Raw genomic sequence first — 19479 nt, 5'->3', positions numbered from 1 at the left:
GTCAGACGTCTCCGCGCGGCTGCTTGCTGGCGCGCGCGGCGCGCTCATAGGCGCCGACGATTTGCCGCACGAGATCATGACGGACGACGTCGCCTTCGGAAAACCGCACGCGGCCGACGACGTCGAGATCGGCGAGCAGGGCGACCGCTTCCGAGAGGCCGGATTTTTGTCCGGGCGGCAGGTCGGTCTGCGACGGGTCGCCGGTCACGATCATGCGTGAGCCTTCTCCGAGCCGGGTCAAAAACATTTTCATCTGCATCGAACTGGCGTTTTGCGCCTCATCGAGCAGGATGCAGCTTCGCGTCAGCGTGCGGCCGCGCATGAAGGCGAGCGGCGCGACTTCGATGAGGCCGGTCTGCATGCCGCGCTCGACCATCCGCGCATCCATGAAGTCATGGAGCGCGTCATAGATCGGGCGCAGATAAGGATCGACCTTGTCGCGCATGTCGCCCGGCAAAAAGCCGAGACGCTCGCCGGCCTCGACCGCCGGACGCGATAGGATGAGCCGTTCGACCGCGCCTTGCTCCATCAGCTGAACGGCGTGGCCGACCGCGAGCCAGGTCTTGCCGGTGCCCGCCGGACCTTCGGCGAACACCAGCTCATAGCGCTTGAGCGCGCGCAAATACTGATCCTGCGCGGCGTTGCGGGCGCGCACCGATCCGCGCTTGCGGGTCAGAATCTGTTCGAATGCGCCGCGCGTCGGCTCGGAATCGGGAAACAGGCTGCGCTGGCGCGCCGTCTCTTCGATGGCGCCGTCGACGTCGCCGAGCGTGATCGTCTGACCCAACGCCACGCGCTCGTAAAGCGCCTCGAGCACGCGGCGCGCATGTTCGCAAGATTCAGCCCTGCCTTTGAGCGTGACGTGATTGCCATTGGCGAAGGAGGCGACGCGCAGGCGCCGTTCGATCCGGGCGAGATTTTGGTCGTAAAGTCCGAAAACGAGGGAAGCGTGACGGTTGTTCTCAAAGGCGAGCGTGATTTCCGCTTCGGGCTCGTTCGCCTCCGGTCCCCGCGCGGAAAGCAGCGGGTCGTCGATTGTCGTCAAGCCTTCGCCTCCTCGCTCATGAGCCGCGCCGACAGGGAATTCGAGCCCGCAGCGACGATTTTCACGCTGGCCTCGCGGCCAATATGCTCGATCGAACCCTCGGCGTGCACCGCCTGCATATAGGGACTCTTGCCGGCGATTTGCCCCTCATGCCGGCCGGGCTTCTCAAACAGCACGCTAATCTCGCGCCCGACCGTCGCGGCGTTGAACGCTTGCCGCTGCTCTTCGAGCAACGCCTGCAGTGCGGCGAGGCGTTCGCTTTTCACATGCTCCTCGATCTGATCGTCGCGATCGGCGGCGGGCGTGCCGGGACGGGCTGAAAATTTGAACGAAAAGCTCGACGCGAAGCCAACGCTACGCACCAGCGCCATCGTCGCCTCGAAATCTGCGTCGGTTTCGCCGGGAAAGCCGACGATGAAATCGGACGACAGAGCGACATCCGGCCGCGCCTTTCGCAGATTCTCGACAATCGAAAAATAGGCGTCCACGCCATGCTTGCGGTTCATCGCCTTCAAAATGCGATCCGACCCCGACTGAACCGGCAGATGCACATAGGGCATGAGCTTTGGAATCGCGCCATGCGCGTCAATCAACGCCTGCGCCATGTCGACCGGATGACTTGTCGTGTAGCGCAGACGCGTCAGCCCTTCGATCCGCGCTAATCGATCGAGAAGCTGCACGAGCGTGGTTTCACGCCCCTGTGCGTCTGGGCCGCGATAGGCGTTGACGTTCTGGCCGATCAGCGTGATTTCGCAAACGCCGGCGTCGACGAGGCGCTCGGTCTCGGCGATGATCTCGGCGACGGGACGCGAGGATTCGGCGCCGCGCGTATAGGGCACGACGCAGAAGGAGCAGAATTTGTCGCAGCCTTCCTGCACGGTGACGAAGGCCGAAACGCCGCGGGCGCGGATTTGGGCGCGGCTGGGGGCGGGCAGGGCGCGAAATTTGTCCTCGACCGCGAAATCCGTATCGGCGATGCGCGCGCCGTCCTTCGCCTGGCGCAGAAGTTCCGGCAGGCGGTGGTAGCTCTGTGGGCCGACGACGAGATCGACCGCGCGCTGGCGCTTGAGCACTTCTTCGCCCTCGGCCTGGGCGACGCAACCGGCGACGACGATTTTCATCTCGCGGCCTTGCGCGTTCAGCGCGCGTTTGGCGATCGCCAGCTTGCCGAGTTCGGAATAGATTTTTTCCGCGGCCTTTTCTCGAATATGGCAGGTGTTGAGGATGACGAGATCGGCGTCGTCTTCGCCCTGGGTCTCGGCGTAGCCCTCGCGGCCGAGGAGATCCGCCATGCGCGTCGCGTCATAGACATTCATCTGGCAGCCATATGACTTGACCAGAACCTTGGGCGTTGGCGCCTCGGACCGCCGAGGCTCGGTTCGCGTCTCAATCAGCTCTTTGACGTCCGTGACTATTTTTTCGCTCCATCAGGCGCCGTGACGACTCGGGGGCGCCAGGCGACAAAACGGAGTATACGACATTTTTCGCGCTCCCGCGCCGCAAGATGCGCCACCTTCTCATTATTTCCCAATCAATCGAGCGATCCGGCCGGTCTCGGTCGCAGGAGTTTTGGCGAGCCTGGAGGCTCGCGTTGCAAGGCGCATTCTGGACCACGAGCCGCCAGGTTCGCGTAGTTGCGACCAAGCTGGAATAGGCAGTTTCACGTGTCGCCCGCGAACAGTCGTTCAATCTCGGCTCCGCCCGTGCGGTCGAAATCTTTAGGAATCTGGCCCTCGCCGATCATGAAGCCGAGGCGTTTCATCGGGGGCGTGGGAAGAGGCTCAGCCAGCGCGACGGCATCAGGTTTCTTTTTCGCACATCGAATGCCTTCGATCAGATTTCCAGCCGCAGATTGATCGCCGCGCGGCGTTCGCCGCTGGCCCGCTGATAGTAATTCTCGCGCCGCCCGATTTCTTTAAAACCTTCCCGGCCGTAGAGTTTCAGCGCCGCCTCATTGTCGTCGGCGACCTCCAGAAACACCAGCCGGGCGCCGCCGCGCTCGAGATTCTCCAAATGTTTTTCGAGAATGCGCCGCCCCAGTCCTGTCCCCCGACGCGCGGGATCGACGGCGAAAGTGAGAATTTCGGCGTCTGGCGGCAGCAGGCGCGACAGGATGAAGCCCCCAAGTTCGCCGCGGCGGTTCTCGGCGACCGCGCCGTCGGCGACGATATGGGCGTCGGCCAGATAATTCTCAAAGTCGATTTTCGACCAGCCAAAGGCGAAGGACGCGCCGTGCAGCCGTTCGCAGTCCTCGGCGCGCTCGGAGCCGATCGGCTCGATGATGAATGTCGGCTTGGCGAAGAAGGACGAAAGCAGTGTCATGGCGCAACTTCACGCCTGCGCCGGGGCGCCGGCGCAGGCGCCGGCCGCGTCGAACTGAATGGCGGACCTCTGCGCCGCGTCAGGCTCGGCGCCCGGGGCCGCGACGTAAGGCTCTTTGAGATAAAGCGGGCGCGCCGGCGCGGTTTCGGGCTGCGCGGCGAGCCCGAGGCGGGCGACGAAGGCGATGTCGGGCGCGGCTTGCTCGCTGGCGATCTTGACCGGAACGCCCCGGAGGCGCGCCTCCTTGGCGAGGAGCGGCGCGCCGGAGCCGATGAGCAGCAGCGGTCCGGAGCCAAGCGCACGCAGCGCTTCATGCGCGCCGGCGCGGCGCGGCGAGAGCAGTGGACGGCCGGCGGAACCGAAGGCGGCGATAAAGACCTTGCCGTGCCGCGCATCGATCGCCGCCGCGACGACGCCGTCGAAGGGATCGAGAATGAGCGGGGCGGCGAGCGCGGCGAGCGTCGAGACGCCGACGATCTCCGCCCTACAGGCCAGCGCGATGGCCTGGCCGGCGGCAAGTCCGATGCGAATGCCGGTGAAGGAGCCGGGCCCCACCGTCACGGCGATCCGATCGAGCGAGGCGAAGCCGCCCTCGACCTTGCCCATGACCCTCTTGACCAGCGGCAGCAGCGCCTCGGCGTGGCCGCGCTCCATCTCGATCGATTCGGCGGCGATCGGCGCCGTCGCGTCCTGGTCCAGCACGCAGGCGGAGACGGCTGGCAGGGCGGTGTCGATCGCAAGGATTCGCATGATTCTCAGATTATGACGTTTTTCGAGGCGCGATCAACGTGACCTCAGAACGAGTCATCAATACGGCTCTCTACGCCGGCTCCACCGCCTTCACCTGCGGCAGGAAATGCTTCAGCAGATTCTCGATGCCGTTCCGCAAGGTCGCCGTGGATGACGGGCATCCCGAGCAGGCGCCCTTCATCGCCAGATAGACGACGCCGTCCCTAAAACCCTTGAAGACGATGTCGCCGCCGTCGCCGGCGACGGCCGGGCGCACCCGTGTTTCGATCAGCTCCTTGATCGTCGAGACCGTCTCGGCGTCGGCTGGGTCATAGAACTCGCCGCCCGACTGCTCCGGCGCGGCCCCTTCAATCAACAGCGGCGCGCCGGAGGCGAAATGCTCCATGATCGCGCCGAGAACGACCGGCTTGAGATGCGGCCAATCGGTTCCGTTCTTCGTCACCGAAACGAAGTCGGCGCCATACATCACCGCTTCGACGCCGTCGATCGACAGCAGCGCCTGAGCGAGCGGCGCATTGGCGGCGTCGTCCTGCGAGCGAAATTCCATCGCGCCCTGGCCAAGCACGTCCTGGCCCGGAAGGAACTTCAGCGTAGCGGGGTTTGGGGTGGATTCAGTCTGAATGAACATGGGTCGGCTCCTGCGTCCGGTTCAAGGCCGGCGGGAATTGCGCGAATACCACACATCGCGCGTTTTGTGACATCGTCGACAATCTAGTTATGCGCTTTGCCGCAGTCTTGCGACATTCCTCGGCGCGACAGCCATCGCCTGAGCGCGACCACGGCCCACACCGCCTCGACGAGGCCGAAGGGCCAGGCGCCCTGCAGAAACCCGTAGACCGAGCCGAGCGCGCAGGCGATGGCGAAACCCAGAACGAACCAGTGGCTGCGCTCCTCCAGCGCGTAGCAAAGCAGCATCGCGCTCACCGCGAAGAGCCCGAACCAGGTCAACGCATCCATCGGCGAATCTCTTTGGGCGCTCTTTGGGCGCATTCTTGCATTTGCCATGCCCGGGCATTTGCTATGCCCAACCGAATCCAGCAGTGTCACTCAATGGACGAAACCGCGCTGATCGAAGCCAACGCCGCCTATTACCGCGCCTTCGCGGCGCGCGACCTTGGCGCGATGAGCGATCTTTGGGCCGAAGAGGGCTGTTCCTGCGTTCATCCGGGCTGGCCGGCGCTGGTCGGGCGAACGCCGGTGCTCGCCTCCTACCGCGACATTTTCCGCAATCCGCAGCAGGAGGCGGTGACGGCGCGCGACCCGCAGACGATCATCGAGGGCGCCGACGGCCGGGTGTTCTGCATCGAGGAAGTCGGCGGCGGGCTGCTGCTCGCGACCAACTGGTTTCGCTGGAGCGGCGAGCGCTGGCGGCTCGCGCATCACCAGGCGGGTCCGCTCGCGACGGCGCCGTCGTCGCCGCCAAGGCGGGAGGGCAAGCAGTCGTTTCACTGAATCAGTCGCCGAGCGAGGAGAGGCGGATCAGGAATCGGCCTCCTCCGCCTGCTGCCTCCGGCTCGCCTTCTTGGGCTCTCGCCTTGGTCCCTCAATGAGCCGCACGACGACGCCCCATAATGTGCGCACGTCCTGCTCGGTGAGGCCCATGCGGTGGAACATGTTGCGCAGATTGCGCGACATCACCGGCTTCTTGGTCAGCGGACGGAAGAAGCCGCGCTTGTCGAGTTCGCCTTCGAGAAAATCGAAAAAGGCGAGCATCATCTCGCGCGTCGCCGGCGGCGAGCGCTCCTCGACCTCGAAAGGAATGGCGTCGCCATGGGCGGCGCGAAACCATTCATAACCGGTGAGCAGCACCGCCTGGGCGAGATTGAGCGAGGCATAGGCGGGGTTGACCGGAAAGGTGAGGATAGCGTCGGCGAGCGCCACATCGTCATTGTCGAGTCCGGTGCGCTCGGGGCCGAACATCACGCCATGCTTCTCGCCGGCCGCGAAACGCGCCGCCATATCCGGCATCGCCCGCGCAGGGGTCATCACTGGCTTCATCTGGCCGCGGCCGCGCGCCGTCGCGGCGTAGACGAAGGACAGATCCTCGATCGCCTCGCGCACGCTCTCATAGAGCTTGGCGCTTTCGAGCAGATGCACGGCGCCCGCCGCCGCCGCATAGGCGCCCTTGCGATAGGCGCCGGTGCGCGGCCAGCCTTCGCGCGGCGAGACGAGACGCAGGTCGGAGAGGCCGAAATTGGCCATGGCGCGCGCGCACATGCCGATGTTGACGGCGAGCTGCGGCCGCACCAGCACCACCGCCGGACCTCCGGAAATAGCCGTTTTGCTGCGATCCGTTCCCGCCCCGACCAATCTTTCTCCTCACGCCAAAGCGGCGGCAAATTAGGGCGGAACGCGCCTTGGGGGAAGAGCGCCGCGAAGCTCGGCCGAAGGCCCCGCGCTTGCTACCCAAAAGCTCGAGCCGACGCTATAAGGCGCGCGGCACGAGAGGAGCGGGCGCATGCGGAAGATCAAGGTTGCAAATCCTGTCGTCGAACTCGACGGCGACGAAATGACCCGCATCATCTGGGCGCATATCAAAGAGAAGCTTATCCGGCCCTATCTCGACATCGAACTCATCCGTTACGATCTCTCGATCGAAAATCGCGACGCCACCAATGATCAGGTGACGATCGACGCCGCCTACGCCATCAAGGAGCATGGCGTCGGGGTCAAATGCGCGACGATCACCCCCGACGAAGCGCGGGTGAAGGAATTCAATCTCAAGGAAATGTGGAAGTCGCCCAACGGCACGATCCGCAACATCCTTGGCGGCGTCATCTTCCGCGAGCCGATCATCTGCAGGAATGTGCCGCGCCTGGTGCCGGGCTGGACGCAGCCGATCATCGTCGGCCGTCACGCCTTCGGCGACCAATATAAGGCGACGGACTTCAAAGTGCCCGGCAAGGGACGCCTGACCATCAGATTCGAAGGCGCCGACGGCGCGGTGATCGAGAAGGAAGTCTTCAGCTTTCCCGGCTCCGGCGTCGCGCTGGCGATGTACAATCTCGACGAGTCGATCGCCGAATTCGCCCGCGCGACGTTCAACTACGGCCTCACGCGCAACTATCCCGTCTATCTCTCGACCAAGAACACGATCCTCAAGGCCTATGACGGCCGGTTCAAGGATTTGTTTCAGGAGATTTACGACGCCGAGTTCAAATCGAAATTCCAGGCGCTGGGCCTCACTTACGAGCATCGACTGATCGACGACATGGTCGCTTCGGCGCTCAAATGGTCCGGCGGCTATATCTGGGCCTGCAAGAATTACGACGGCGACGTGCAGTCCGACACCGTGGCGCAGGGCTTCGGCTCGCTTGGCCTGATGACCAGCGTGCTGATGACGCCCGACGGCAAGACCGTCGAGGCCGAAGCCGCGCATGGCACGGTGACGCGCCACTACCGCGAACATCAGAAGGGGCACGAGACCTCGACCAATTCCATCGCCTCGATTTTCGCCTGGACGCGTGCGCTTGCGCATCGCGGCAAGCTCGACGGCAATGAGGACCTCGCGCGCTTCGCGCGCACGCTCGAGGAAGTGTGCGTCGCGACCGTCGAGTCGGGCTTCATGACCAAGGATCTTGCGCTGCTTGTCGGCTGCAACCAGAAATGGCTGTCGACAACCGGCTTCCTCGACAAAGTCGACGAAAATCTATGCAAAGCGATGGGATAAACGGCGGCGCGGGGAATGATTGTAAGTGGCGCCGGTCGCGTCTATATAGGCGTCGCCTATAGGCCAATTAAGGATTCGCGAGATGGCGGTGGATCTGGAAGAAACTTATCAGCCTTCCGAAGACGAACCCTTCATGTGCGATCGGCAGCGCGAATATTTCCGGCGCAAACTGCTGGCTTGGAAGGAAGACATACTGCACGAGAGCCGGGAAACGCTCGCCGCGCTGCAGAATGAAAATGAAAATCATCCCGACTTGGCCGATCGCGCGTCGTCCGAAACTGATCGCGCCATCGAACTTCGGGCGCGCGATCGGCAGCGCAAGCTAATTGCGAAAATCGACGCGGCGCTGACGCGCCTCGACGACGGCAGTTATGGCTATTGCGAGGAGACGGGCGAGCCGATCTCTCTCAAGCGCCTCGACGCGCGTCCCATCGCGACTCTGTCGATCGAGGCGCAAGAGCGGCACGAACGGCGCGAAAAAGTCTATCGCGACGACTGAGTAAAACGCTCGGCTAGAAAAGCGTTTCGGTGGAGAGGTTAAGAGGCGCCGCCAGTCGCGACGCCTTTTTTATTGTTTCTCGTCGGGGCGGCCGAGCAGCCGCGCCATCTCAGCTTCAAGCGAGTCGAGCGGGTCGGCTTCCGCTTGAGTTGCGGGCGGCGGCGTTGCGGGCTTTGGCGGCGGCGGCGACGCCGGCGGGGGGGCCGGAGGTCTCGCCGGCGCCGGCGGCGGCGCGGCAGGTCTCACTGCGGACGACGAGGAGGCTGGCGGCGGGGCGGGCCTTGGAGCTGGGGGCGGCTCTGGCGGCCTCGGCGCCGAGGCGGGGGGCGGCGCGGCGGAAGTCGGCGGCTGCGGCGGCGCAGGCGGAGACGTGAGGGAAGCCGCCCCTTCGGACGGCGCGGTCGGCTCCTTCGTGCGCGTCGACAGCCGCTGCTGAGCTCGCGCCAGGAAGGGCGGCGTCGATGACCGCGTCGGCGGCGGCCGCGACGGCGGGGCGGACGTGCTCGAAATCCTTGGGCCCGAAGGCGGCGGCGGCGACCCTGTCGATTTTCTCGGCGCCGGGGCGAAAAGGTCAGGCGGCAGATTGACGGCTGCGGCCGCCGCCGGCGAGGGCAGCGGCGATTCCAGCTCTCTGGGAGGAGCCGAGGGTTCAGCTGGCCAGTTCGTGGGCGACGGCGCGGCGCGCTGTTCCGCGGGTCGGCCGACCGTCGCGCCCTCAGCCCGGTTGATCATCGCCTCGACCAGGACGTCGGTGGGTCCGCCGATCAGCAGCAGATGTTCGACATTGTCGCGCCGCACAATGACGAGCTGGCGTTCGCGGTCGAGATCAAAGGCGTCGACAATGTCCAGGCGGCGCGCGCTTTTGCGGCCTCCCGGCGCGCGGACGCGGCGTCCGAACAGCAGACGGAATATGTAAAGCACGAGCACCGCTGCGACGAGGAAAGCAACAAGCGCTCCAAGCGCCGGCAGTAGCTGAGTGAATTTATCGGGCATGAAGGGCTGGTCTCTGGTTCGAACGCGCGTGAACCTTGCCAAATTAACAGCTTTTCTGGCAAGCGCTGAAAAAAGGTTAATGAATGGTTAATGTGCGACGAATCAGTGTCCTAATCCCGCGTCCGGCGTTGCTATTGTCGCCATCCGCGGCCATTGTTTTGGATGATTCTCTTTGCGTTCGCTGGGTCAACATCGAGGGCAGCGTTAGCACGGCCGTCGCGATCGGCGATAGCGATATATGGCGGATGGTTAAGAAATGACCGACAGGACGGGATCCTCCGCGTTAGAGCGCAGCGAGCGGCCCCCGAATGTGGGCTTGACGCTCGCCCTCGTCATCGCGCTCGTCGGCGCGACCGCCGCCTATTACTTGGCTCCTTCGGAGCTTGCGCCGCGCATCACCGTGCTCGCGCTGGCGATTTTCGGCGTCGCTGGAATCGTCTTTTTCTGCGCTTACGCCATCGGGCTGATCCAGTTTTCCGGCCGCGTGGCGAATAATGATCTGACGAAGCTCATCGCCGACACGTCGAGCGAGGGGCTTCTCGTCGCAAGGAGCGACGGGCGCGTCGTTTACGCCAACGACGCCTATCGGGCGATGTGCGACGCGAAAGATTCTTCGGGCGTTCAACTCGTCGAACGGCTGTTTTCCGGGCCTCCCGAAGTCTCCGAGGCGATCTACCGATTGGCGCAGGCGGCGCGGGCCGGCCTGTCGCGCAGCGAAGATTTGCGGCTGTCGCCGCCACTCTCCGGACAGGGACATGTCGGCTGGTATCGGATTCGCGTCCGGCCGCTTCCCGCGTCGGGCGGCCGGGTCTGCCTATGGGCTGTCGCCGACGTCACCGCCGATCGAGAGCGGCAGGAGAACGTCTTCCAGGAGCTCCAGCACGCGATCGACTTTCTCGATCATGCGCCGGCTGGCTTCTTTTCCGCCAGTCCCGACGGCGCCGTCTCTTACATGAACAAAACGCTCGCCGGATGGCTGGGTTACGATCTCACCCAGGTCGGCTCCGGCGGCGCGACGCTCTCGTCGATTGTCGCCGACAATGGCGCGGCGCTTCTGGCGGCGATATCCGGTTCCCCGGGAGACGTGCGCACCGAGCAGATCGACCTCGACCTGCGATGCCGCAACGGCAAGTCGCTTCCAGTCAGGCTGCTGCATCAGGTGGCCTTCGGCCAGGACGGGGAAGCGGGCCCCTCGCGCACCCTGGCGCTCAACCGCGTCTCCGGCGAGCAGTCGGAAGAGAATCTGCGCGCCGCCGAAGTCCGGTTCGCGCGCTTTTTCAACTCGACGCCGATGGCGATGGCGACGCTCGACGGCGAGGGGCGTGTGCTCGCCTCGAACGCCGCTTTCGCGAAATTGCTGCCGCAGGCGCTTAAGTCGGGGCAGGGCGGCGCCGCGGCGCCCTGGTCGGTGCTCGCGGGACTGGGCGAACGCGACGGCTCCGCGCTGCGCGCCGCCATCGAGGACGCTATCGAAGGCAAGGGCGAAGTGCGCCCGGTCAATGTCGTCTTCGAGGAAGAGGCCGGCGGCGGACCCCGTTCGGCGCGCTTCTTCGTCACTTCCGCCGAAGACGCCGGCAAGAAGGGCGCGATGGTCTATGCGCTCGACACGACCGAGCAGCGCAATCTGCAGGAGGAGTTCGCGCAGTCCCAGAAGATGAACGCGGTCGGCCAGCTCGCCGGCGGCATCGCACACGACTTCAACAATATGCTGACCGCGATCATCGGCTATTCGGATTTACTGCTGTCGAGCCATCGGCCGACCGATCCGGCCTTTCGCGACATTCGCCAGATCAAGGAGACCGCCAATCGCGCGGCGGGTCTTACGCGGCAGCTGCTGGCCTTCTCGCGCCGCCAGACGCTGCGCCCGCAAGTGCTGCAGCTCGGCGACGCGCTCTCCGAGGTGCAAAATCTGTTGCGCCGCATCGTCGGCGAGAAGAACGAACTCGAACTGCGGCTCGGCCGCGATCTCTGGTTCGTCAAGGCCGACATCACCCAGTTCGAACAGGTGATCATCAATCTCGTCGTCAATGCCCGCGACGCCATGCCGGACTCCGGCGGCCGCGTGCAGATCCGCACCCGCAACGTCGCCGCCTCGGAATGCGCTTCGATCGGCGAAGCGGCGCTGCCGCCGGCGGATTATGTGCTGATCGAGGTCGAGGACACGGGCGTCGGCATTCCCGCCGATGTGAAAGAAAAAATCTTCGAACCGTTTTTTACCACGAAGGAGGTCGGCAAGGGCACCGGCCTCGGACTGTCGACCGTGTTCGGCATCGTTAAGCAATCGGGCGGCTTCCTCTTCGTTGACAGCGAAGTCGGGCGTGGAACGACATTCCGCATTTTCCTGCCGCGCTACGTGCCGGAAGAGAAGGAGACGTCGCAAAAGTCGGATACGCCCAAAGCGGCGACGGATTATACCGGCCAGGGCGTGGTGCTCCTCGTCGAAGACGAGGACGCCGTGCGCTCGATCGGTTCGCGGGCGCTCAAGTCGCGCGGATTCACGGTGCTCGAAGCGGCGACGGGGATGGAGGCGCTCGAAGTCGTCGATCGCGTCGACGGCAAGATCGATCTCATCGTCTCCGACGTGGTTATGCCGGAGATGGACGGCCCCGCCATGTTCGCCGAACTGCGCAAGCGCGGCGTCGCGGCCAAGGTCATCTTCGTATCCGGCTATGCGGAAGAGGCGTTCGCCAAGAACCTGCCCGAAGGCGATTTCGGATTCCTGGCGAAGCCCTTCTCGATCAAACAGCTGATCGAGACGGTGAAGGCGCATATGCCCTGACGCGGCGGCCGGATGCCGACGAGTTTCGCCTCACAATGCCGGGGCGACCACCCGGACGCGGCGCTTGACGCCGTCGGGCCCGATGAACTCGCGATAGGTCTCCTGGGCCGCGGCCGTTCCCTCGGGCGCGGCGGGCTGCGCCTGCGCGGCGGGCGGCATCGCCGCCGGCTCCGGCGTCATCGGCGCTACCCCCTTAGCCTTCCGGCCCCGTGAAACGCCCGGCGCCACAGGGCGCGACAATTGCTCCGCCTGTTCGGCGGTGACCACCTGATCCTTGGCGTGACGCTCGGCGATGAGCCGTTCGGCGTCGGCCAGCGCCTCCGCCCATGACTGGCCCGGCGGTTTGCAGCCGCAGGCCGGATCGTAGACCTTCTCGAATTTATGCGCGTTGGGATGTTCCGAATAGGATTCGCCGTCGATCGAAAGCGCCGAACTGAGACCCTTATATTGCGACGCCGTATAAAGCTTCACTTCGGCGTTCGGACAAAGCGCCCGGCACATCGCGGCGAGGTCGTCGAGATTGGAACTGCGCGCCGAATAGCTGATCGGAAAAAAGCCGCCGTCGCAGTCGCGCACGCAGATCGCCATCGGCCCGCCGCGCGGCCGTCCGTCCGATTCAAGCTCCTCGTCATACCCGGGTTCGGCGATGGCCGGGCTATCGGACGGCCCGCCGCCGAACAGCTCTTCAAAGAAATTCCGCGGTCGCGTCAGTCGCGCCTGCACCGATGGAGGATTGCGGCACTCGGCCTCATAGCGGGCGGCGAGCGCCTGGCGCTGACCGCCGTCATCGGCCGCCGCCCGGTCATAGGAGGCGATGGCGCCCGACAGCTGATTGAGCTGCGCGTTGATCGGCCCGCATTGAGGCGGCGGCGGCTCGCCGAAAAACAGGAACTGGCCGCGATCGCAGCCGAGCGCCCGGGCGCGCGCGGCGACGCGCGCATAGTCGCCGCGCTGCTTGGCGGCGGCGGCCTGGAAGCGGCCGGCCTGGCTGCTGGCGCCGGCGCGGGCGATCTGGGCGCGCAATTCCGTGCAATAGGGACTTTCCGCCGAAGCGGGCGCGACGGCGAAAAGGCCGAACGCCGCGATTGCCGCGACCGCCCATCTGGTCCGCCATGAGGCGTCTTTGGTCGAGTTGGTGGCTATGTTCGCGGCCCCATTAGATTTTCGGCTCTCATGACGGCTGTGCCGGGAGACCTGAGCCGCTGCCGCGGCCGCTAGCGGCCCATTCCGCGACGCGGCCGCCTTGCGGCGAATCGCGCCATTCTCGACAATGCCGCGCCCGGCGCAACGGCGCATAGATTGTCCCGCGCATCATGTCGGCAACAAGGCGCCGGCGCAGGACGCCGTCCGCCCTTGGCGCGCGGAACTTTTTTGCCCCGCCCAGGCTCGAAGCCCTTCACTTGCCGCGCTACTTCGCCCATATCGGCGACGGCGTCGCCTTGGAGGTTGCCGAAATGATGCGTTCCAAATTGCTGGCTCTGATTCCGATGGTTTTCATGCTTTCCTTCGGCGCGGCGCCGGCCTTTGCCGATAACGGGCCGGACCTCATCTTCCGCAAATCGGTCGATTTCAAGCTGCTGACTCCAAACGATAAACTCGCGACCTATGCGATCGACGACCCGATCATCGACGGCGTCGCCTGCTATTATACGGCGCATGAAAAGGGCGGCGTCGCCGGCATGTTCGGCGTCGCCGAGCAGTCGTCGGAGGTTTCGCTCGCCTGCCGTCAATATGGGCCGATCAATTTCAAGGAGAAATTCGGCCAGGGCGATACGGCGTTCAGCGAGCGGCGGTCGCTGCTGTTCAAGCGGATGCATATCGTGCGCGGCTGCGACGCCAAGCGCAATGTGCTGGTCTACATGGTCTATTCGGACAAGCTCGTCGAAGGCTCGCCGGAAAGCTCGACCTCGACGGTCGCCATCCAGCCATGGACCGGCCAGAACGCCGTGCCGCAATGCGGAGAATTTCTGAACCGCTAATCCATGCATGCGACGATCGCCGCGCCGGGTTCGATCGAAGCGCCCGGCGCTTTCGCCTCGGTCGGCGCGGTTACGTCGTCGGCGCGGCCGAAGGCGCTCGCCGCGCCATGGCCATGCGCCGCGCACCAGGAATCGGCGACGATCTTGCCGCAATCGGCCTTGTGGGTGAGGCATTCGAGCAGGCCGTAGCCGTCCTGATCGGAGATCACATAAGCGGCGCTGGGGCCGGTCTCGGCATAGGCGCCGCCGGCGGCGAACAGAACTCCCACGAACAGCGACGCAACAACACGGCGCCCCGCCGGCGCCCATAATTTCAACATCACCGACAAACCCCGCACGATTCCGACAGCCCGCAGAAAGAACTAGCGGATGTCGGTAAAACGCCCGTTAAGCCCTCCGCGAATCGAACAGGCGTTTCGCTTGACGCGGCGGCGGGCTTTGGCGCATGGTCGCGCCCATGACGCTTCGGTTCACCCTTTGTCGCGAGATCATTATCAGCTAGCGATCACGCTGGCCGGAGCCGTCACGTCTATCCAAACGACATGAAGCGACGCCCCGGCCGGCGGCCTTGCGGGGAAATTCATGTCGACGCCTGCGCTGAAAATCTACAATACGCTGACGCGGACGAAGGAGGAATTCCGTCCGATCGATCCCGCCAATGTGCGCATGTATGTCTGCGGGCCGACGGTCTATGACTACGCCCATATCGGCAACGCCAGGCCGCTCATCGTCTTCGACGTGCTGTTTCGATTGCTGCGCCATCTCTATGGCGCCGAGCATGTCACTTACGTGCGCAACATCACCGACGTTGACGACAAGATCAATGCGCGCGCCGCCGAGCGCGGGATTTCCATCCGCGAACTGACCGAAGAAACCAACAAGGTCTTTCAGGAAGACGTGAAGGCGCTCGGCTGTCTCGAGCCGACCGCGCAGCCGCGCGCGACCGAGCATATCGCGCAGATGATCGCGATCATCGAGCGGCTGATTGCGTCGGGACATGCTTATGCCGCCGACGGCCATGTGCTCTTCGATGTGCCGTCGATGCCGAGCTATGGGCGCCTGTCGCGGCGCTCGCTCGACGAAATGATCGCCGGCGCGCGGGTCGACGTTGCGCCCTATAAGCGCGGCGACATGGATTTCGTGCTGTGGAAACCGTCAAAGGCGGAAGAGCCGGGTTGGGACTCGCCATGGGGCAGGGGGCGCCCCGGCTGGCATATCGAATGTTCGGCGATGTCGTGGCAGCATCTCGGCGAAAGCTTCGACATTCACGGCGGCGGAATCGACCTCGTCTTCCCGCATCATGAGAACGAGATCGCGCAATCGTGCTGCGCTTTCGGACGCGATGTGATGGCGAATTATTGGATGCACAACGGCTTCCTGCAGGTCGAGGGCGAGAAAATGTCCAAAAGCCTGGGGAATTTCGTGACGATCCATGAGCTGCTGCATACGGAGAAGTTTGGAGGGCGTTCGTGGTCAGGCGAAGTGCTTCGGCTCGCCATGCTGAAGACGCATTATCGCCAGCCGATCGATTTTACTGTCAAGTCTCTCGAAGAGGCCGAAGTCGATTTGAGGTCCTGGGGCGCCGCGATGTACAACGCCGGTGCTCTCGGCCGACCGTCTAGTGAGCCTGCGGGAGTTGCTCTAGAGGTTCTCACTCCGTTGTTGGACGACTTGAATACGTCAGATGCTGTGACCGCATTGCACTCTTTGGCGAAACGGGCTTCGCAAGGCAATGAAAACGCCAAAAATTCATTGATGGAGTCTTGTGAATGGCTCGGCATCATTCGGCGAGAGTTATATCAGGTTCACAACAAGTATCACGTAGGTGGTGTTGGAATGGCGTCTCCCCGTGCGAAGCAGCTGCTGGATGAATTGCAGACCGCTATCGCAAACGGGGATACCGATCGACAGTTTCTAATGAAGCAAGCGCTCCGCCAAGAGCATGTGCATGTGAAAGACGATCAACATAAAAACCGGTACGGGGCATTAGATTACGAAGTCGCTTCCAATGAGTTTTCAAGACGAGCGGAGTCTCTCATCACCGCCCGCAACGCCGCCCGCGCGTCAAAAAACTGGGCGGAATCCGATCGCATCCGCGATGAACTCGCCGCCATGGGCATCGCGCTCAAGGACAATAAGGACGGCACCACGAGCTGGGAGGTGAAGCGGTGAGCGCTCTCTCAAATAAGGGCGCGCAACCCTCTCCCATGGGAAGAGGGTGGCCGCGGAGCGGCCGGGAGAGGGGTTGCGACGCTGCTCGTTTGAGCGCGCCTTTACGTGCGAGTTTGTTTCCCCTCACCCCGGACCTTCGGTCCCACCCTCTCCCCCTGGGAGAGGGTGGGGTCCCGCCTGTATTTTCGTTCCGCTCAAAAATAGGCGCGCAACCCTCTCCCATAGGGAGAGCGCAGCCGCGGAGCGACCGGGAGAGGGGTTGCGACGCTGGTCGTTTGCACGCGCCCCCGGGCCCGAGATGGTTTCCCCTCTCCCCGGTCCTTCGGACCGACCCTCTCCCTTTGGGAGAGGGTGGCCCAAACCCTCATTCACTCGATGCGGGGCAGGGGCGGTCGCGGCGCGCGTGCGCGCGCAATGTCGGCGGCGCGAAGGATTTCCTGCAGCACCCAGTCCAGCCGTTCCTTCACCTCGTCGTTGGTGAAACGCAATTCCAGATAGCCGTGACTTTCGATCGCGGCGCGGCGCGCCGCGTCGGAAAGCGGCTGGTCCGCATGGTGCCTGCCGTCGAGTTCGATGGTGAGCGCGAGGCTGAAACAGCAAAAATCGATGATGTAGCCATTGATCGGAACCTGCCGACGAAACTTCAATCCGCCGAGTCGACCGCCGCGCAGCTCTCGCCACAGCGCCTGTTCGGCGGGCGTGCTATCGCGGCGCAGACGACGCGCGATGTCGATGTGTTTTCCAACCATGAGAGCCCGATCAAAGCGCAGAATGCTTTGCTTGAATACCCCTCACCCGGCCGCTCCGCGGCCACCCTCTCCCAATGGGAGAGGGTTACCTCCCCGAGGTAGTAGACATGTCCAACGACGACTGGAAGAAGACGCTTCCCTTCAAGCGCCATTGGGCGCTCTATCTTGCGTTCAAGCTGCTGGTGCTGGCGCTCGCGGCGCTCATCGCCTGGCATTTGCTGCGCGCCTTCGAGGTCGTGTGATGGCGGCGACTTCGCCAGCGCCTGGCCTGCGTCCCTATATGCCCGCCGACGCGGCGACGCTCGCGGCGCTGTTTCGCGAGAGCGTCGACGAACTCGCCGAGGAGGATTATGACGACGCGCAGCGCGAGGCCTGGGCGTCCGAGGCTGACGATGCGGAGGCGTTCGGCGCGCGGCTTGCAGGCGAACTCACCATCGTCGCGCTGGTGAATGGCGAGATCGCCGGCTTCGCGTCGCTGCGCGACAACGCCATTTTCGACATGCTCTATGTGCGGCCCGACATGGCGCGACAAGGCGTGGGATCGGCGCTTGCCGACGCCATCGAGAAGCTCGCCGGCGCGCGCGGGACGGCGACGCTCAGCGTCGACGCGTCGGACGCGGCTCGCGACTTTTTCGCCGCGCGCGGCTATGTCGCGACGACGCGCAACACGATGGAAATCGCTGGCCAATGGCTCGGCAACACCACGATGACCAGGGAACTCGCGGCGCCCGCCGCCGGGAGCGCGCATTGATGGCCGAGCAACAGGTCAAGGAAAGGCTGTCGCTTTACGACACGACGCTGCGCGACGGCGCGCAGACGACGGGCGTCGATTTTTCGCTCGACGACAAGCGTCAGATCGCCGCCATGCTCGACGATCTCGGCATCGACTATATCGAGGGCGGCTATCCCGGGGCCAATCCGCTCGACACCGAATTTTTCGCTGAGCGTCCGAAGCTGCGCGCGTGCTTCGTCGCCTTCGGCATGACCCGCCGGCAGGGCCGTTCGGTCGAGAATGATCCAGGAGTCGCCGCGCTTCTCGACAGCGCCGCCGACGCCGTGACCTTCGTCGCCAAAAGCTGGGACTTTCAGGTTCGCGTCGCCTTACGTTCGACGGAAGAGGATAATCTCGAGGGCGTTACGCAATCCGTAAAGGCCGCGGTCGCGCGCGGCAAGGAAGTCGCGGTCGACTGCGAACATTTCTTCGACGGCTTCAAGGCCAATCGCGCCTATGCGCTCGCCTGCGCCAAGGCCGCCCATGACGCCGGCGCGCGCTGGATCGTGCTTTGCGACACCAATGGCGGCGCGCTGCCGCATGAGGTCGAGGCGATCGTCGCGGAGGTCGTAAAGCATATTCCGGGAGAGCGCGTCGGCGTGCATTGCCATGACGACACGGGGCAGGCGGTGGCGAATTCGCTCGCCGCCGTGCGCGCCGGGGCGCGGCAGATTCAGGGAACGCTCAACGGGCTTGGCGAGCGCTGCGGCAACGCCAATCTCACGACGATCATCCCGACGCTGTTGCTGAAAAGCGAATTTTCCGAGCGCTTCGAGATCGGCGTGACGCAGGAAAAACTGACCCATCTCACCCGCGTCAGCCACGCGCTCGACGAGCTTCTCAATCGCGCGCCGAACCGCCACGCGCCCTATGTCGGCGCCAGCGCCTTCGCGACCAAGGCCGGCATTCACGCTTCAGCCGTGCTGACCGATCCGCGCACCTATGAGCATGTCACGCCGGATTCGGTCGGCAATGTGCGGCGCGTGCTGGTGTCCGATCAGGCGGGGCGCTCCAATATCGTTTCCGAGCTTTCGCGGCTTGGCGTTGTCCTCGACAAGGACGATCCGCGGCTGGCGCGCCTGCTCGATGAAGTGAAGGAGAAGGAGGCGCAAGGCTATGCCTATGAAGGCGCCGACGCGTCATTCTTCCTTCTCGCGAAGCGCGTGCTCGGCGAAGCGCCGCATTTCTTTGACGTCGAGCGCTACAGCGTCGCGGTCGATCGGCGTTTTTCGCGAAACGGGGAAGACAAGGGCGCCGAGGCGATCGTCAAGATCAATGTGCATGGCGAGAGCCGCATTTCCGCCGCCGAGGGCAATGGCCCGATCAATGCGCTCGATCTCGCGCTGCGCAAGGATCTTGGCGCCTACCAGCGCTTCATCGACGATGTTCGGTTAGTCGATTATCGCGTCCGCGTCTTCCAGGGCGGCACCGACGCGGTGACCCGCGTTTTGGTCGAATGCGCCGATGCGCAAGGAGAGCGCTGGTCGACGGTCGGCGTCTCGGCCAATGTCATCGACGCGTCCTTCGAGGCGCTGGTCGATGCGATCAATTACAAGCTGATGGTGTCGACTCAGAAAGCCGAATGCGCAACAATATCCTGACGGCAATTCCGTCTGAATTCCGCGAATGTCATTCCCGACGCGCGCAACGCGCGCGATCGGGAATCCAGAGCAAGACCAGCATTATTGGGTTGGCTCTGGATTCCCGGTCAGGCCTTCGGCCTGCCGGGAATGACAAGCCCCGCGAATG

General features: G+C 64.3%; 20 protein-coding genes. 9 read left to right on the top strand and 11 right to left on the bottom strand.

What is annotated here, in order from left to right; genetic code table 11:
- Position 1 precedes the first annotated feature (1 nt).
- The 6 genes from U1E20_RS12500 to U1E20_RS12475 all read right to left on the bottom strand — a co-directional run bounded on the left by U1E20_RS12500 (position 2) and on the right by U1E20_RS12475 (position 5074).
- Positions 2-1045, bottom strand: a complete 1044-nt coding sequence (locus U1E20_RS12500; protein ID WP_409980944.1) for a PhoH family protein — start codon at positions 1043-1045, stop codon at positions 2-4.
- Positions 1042-2460: a tRNA (N6-isopentenyl adenosine(37)-C2)-methylthiotransferase MiaB gene (miaB, locus tag U1E20_RS12495; RefSeq protein WP_409981091.1), complete on the bottom strand. Its 1419-nt coding sequence runs from the start codon at positions 2458-2460 to the stop codon at positions 1042-1044. The genes U1E20_RS12500 and miaB overlap by 4 nt, the downstream gene beginning before the upstream one ends.
- A gap of 418 nt (positions 2461-2878) precedes the next feature.
- Complete coding sequence (locus U1E20_RS12490) at positions 2879-3367, bottom strand: GNAT family N-acetyltransferase (RefSeq protein WP_409980943.1); 489 nt, start codon at positions 3365-3367, stop codon at positions 2879-2881.
- Positions 3368-3376: 9 nt separating this feature from the next.
- A complete protein-coding gene (gene tsaB, locus U1E20_RS12485; RefSeq protein WP_409980942.1) occupies positions 3377-4117 on the bottom strand; it encodes a tRNA (adenosine(37)-N6)-threonylcarbamoyltransferase complex dimerization subunit type 1 TsaB in 741 nt (246 codons plus the stop codon).
- A 70-nt stretch (positions 4118-4187) separates the two neighbouring features.
- On the bottom strand, positions 4188-4745 hold the full coding sequence (locus tag U1E20_RS12480) for a NifU family protein (RefSeq protein ID WP_409980941.1): 558 nt from the start codon (positions 4743-4745) through the stop codon (positions 4188-4190).
- Between the two features lie 83 nt (positions 4746-4828).
- Positions 4829-5074, bottom strand: coding sequence for a hypothetical protein (locus tag U1E20_RS12475; protein WP_409980940.1), 246 nt, complete (start codon positions 5072-5074; stop codon positions 4829-4831).
- Positions 5075-5167: 93 nt separating this feature from the next.
- Here U1E20_RS12475 and U1E20_RS12470 point away from each other — a divergent pair, with 93 nt between their 5' ends.
- On the top strand, positions 5168-5569 hold the full coding sequence (locus tag U1E20_RS12470) for a nuclear transport factor 2 family protein (protein WP_409980939.1): 402 nt from the start codon (positions 5168-5170) through the stop codon (positions 5567-5569).
- 27 nt (positions 5570-5596) lie between these two features.
- Here U1E20_RS12470 and U1E20_RS12465 read toward each other — a convergent pair whose 3' ends face one another.
- The gene (locus U1E20_RS12465; protein ID WP_409980938.1) at positions 5597-6427 is read right to left on the bottom strand and encodes an RNA methyltransferase; all 831 of its coding nucleotides are present in this window, start codon (positions 6425-6427) and stop codon (positions 5597-5599) included.
- Between the two features lie 148 nt (positions 6428-6575).
- Here U1E20_RS12465 and U1E20_RS12460 point away from each other — a divergent pair, with 148 nt between their 5' ends.
- Complete coding sequence (locus U1E20_RS12460; RefSeq protein WP_409980937.1) at positions 6576-7787, top strand: NADP-dependent isocitrate dehydrogenase; 1212 nt, start codon at positions 6576-6578, stop codon at positions 7785-7787.
- 82 nt (positions 7788-7869) lie between these two features.
- A complete protein-coding gene (gene dksA / locus U1E20_RS12455) occupies positions 7870-8286 on the top strand; it encodes an RNA polymerase-binding protein DksA (RefSeq protein WP_409980936.1) in 417 nt (138 codons plus the stop codon).
- A gap of 69 nt (positions 8287-8355) precedes the next feature.
- Here dksA and U1E20_RS12450 read toward each other — a convergent pair whose 3' ends face one another.
- Positions 8356-9279: a hypothetical protein gene (locus U1E20_RS12450; protein ID WP_409980935.1), complete on the bottom strand. Its 924-nt coding sequence runs from the start codon at positions 9277-9279 to the stop codon at positions 8356-8358.
- A 256-nt stretch (positions 9280-9535) separates the two neighbouring features.
- On the opposite strand from U1E20_RS12450, the gene cckA reads away from it, so the two are divergent.
- Positions 9536-12058 (top strand): cell cycle histidine kinase CckA, encoded by a 2523-nt coding sequence (gene cckA / locus U1E20_RS12445; protein ID WP_409980934.1) that lies wholly within the window; start codon positions 9536-9538, stop codon positions 12056-12058.
- Positions 12059-12088: 30 nt separating this feature from the next.
- Here the strand turns inward: cckA and U1E20_RS12440 are convergent, their stop codons facing one another.
- Positions 12089-13081 carry a DUF2865 domain-containing protein gene (locus tag U1E20_RS12440; RefSeq protein ID WP_409980933.1) on the bottom strand — a complete coding sequence of 331 codons (993 nt, stop codon included), beginning with the start codon at positions 13079-13081 and terminating at the stop codon, positions 12089-12091.
- 431 nt (positions 13082-13512) lie between these two features.
- Between U1E20_RS12440 and U1E20_RS12435 the strand changes: the two genes are divergently transcribed.
- The gene (locus U1E20_RS12435) at positions 13513-14037 is read left to right on the top strand and encodes a CreA family protein (protein WP_409980932.1); all 525 of its coding nucleotides are present in this window, start codon (positions 13513-13515) and stop codon (positions 14035-14037) included.
- Here U1E20_RS12435 and U1E20_RS12430 read toward each other — a convergent pair.
- A complete protein-coding gene (locus U1E20_RS12430; RefSeq protein WP_409980931.1) occupies positions 14034-14306 on the bottom strand; it encodes a hypothetical protein in 273 nt (90 codons plus the stop codon). The genes U1E20_RS12435 and U1E20_RS12430 overlap by 4 nt on opposite strands.
- A gap of 313 nt (positions 14307-14619) precedes the next feature.
- On the opposite strand from U1E20_RS12430, the gene cysS reads away from it, so the two are divergent.
- Positions 14620-16209: a cysteine--tRNA ligase gene (cysS, locus tag U1E20_RS12425; protein WP_409980930.1), complete on the top strand. Its 1590-nt coding sequence runs from the start codon at positions 14620-14622 to the stop codon at positions 16207-16209.
- A 368-nt stretch (positions 16210-16577) separates the two neighbouring features.
- On the opposite strand, the gene U1E20_RS12420 is transcribed toward cysS, so the two are convergent.
- A complete protein-coding gene (locus U1E20_RS12420; protein WP_409980929.1) occupies positions 16578-16958 on the bottom strand; it encodes an endonuclease domain-containing protein in 381 nt (126 codons plus the stop codon).
- Positions 16959-17065: 107 nt separating this feature from the next.
- On the opposite strand from U1E20_RS12420, the gene U1E20_RS12415 reads away from it, so the two are divergent.
- From U1E20_RS12415 to cimA, 3 genes are read left to right on the top strand one after another with little or no spacing between them, the layout of a single operon-like run.
- A complete protein-coding gene (locus U1E20_RS12415; protein ID WP_409980928.1) occupies positions 17066-17200 on the top strand; it encodes a hypothetical protein in 135 nt (44 codons plus the stop codon).
- Positions 17200-17709 (top strand): GNAT family N-acetyltransferase, encoded by a 510-nt coding sequence (locus U1E20_RS12410; protein WP_409980927.1) that lies wholly within the window; start codon positions 17200-17202, stop codon positions 17707-17709. The genes U1E20_RS12415 and U1E20_RS12410 overlap by 1 nt, the downstream gene beginning before the upstream one ends.
- Positions 17709-19331, top strand: coding sequence for a citramalate synthase (gene cimA / locus U1E20_RS12405; protein WP_409980926.1), 1623 nt, complete (start codon positions 17709-17711; stop codon positions 19329-19331). Before U1E20_RS12410 ends, cimA begins: the two co-directional genes overlap by 1 nt.
- Positions 19332-19479: the final 148 nt, after the last annotated feature.

It is taken from the genome of Methylocystis sp. (assembly GCF_046349115.1).
GTDB lineage: Bacteria > Pseudomonadota > Alphaproteobacteria > Rhizobiales > Beijerinckiaceae > Methylocystis.
Note: the sequence above shows the minus strand (reverse complement) of the source record. Positions and strands in the feature narration are given on the sequence as shown.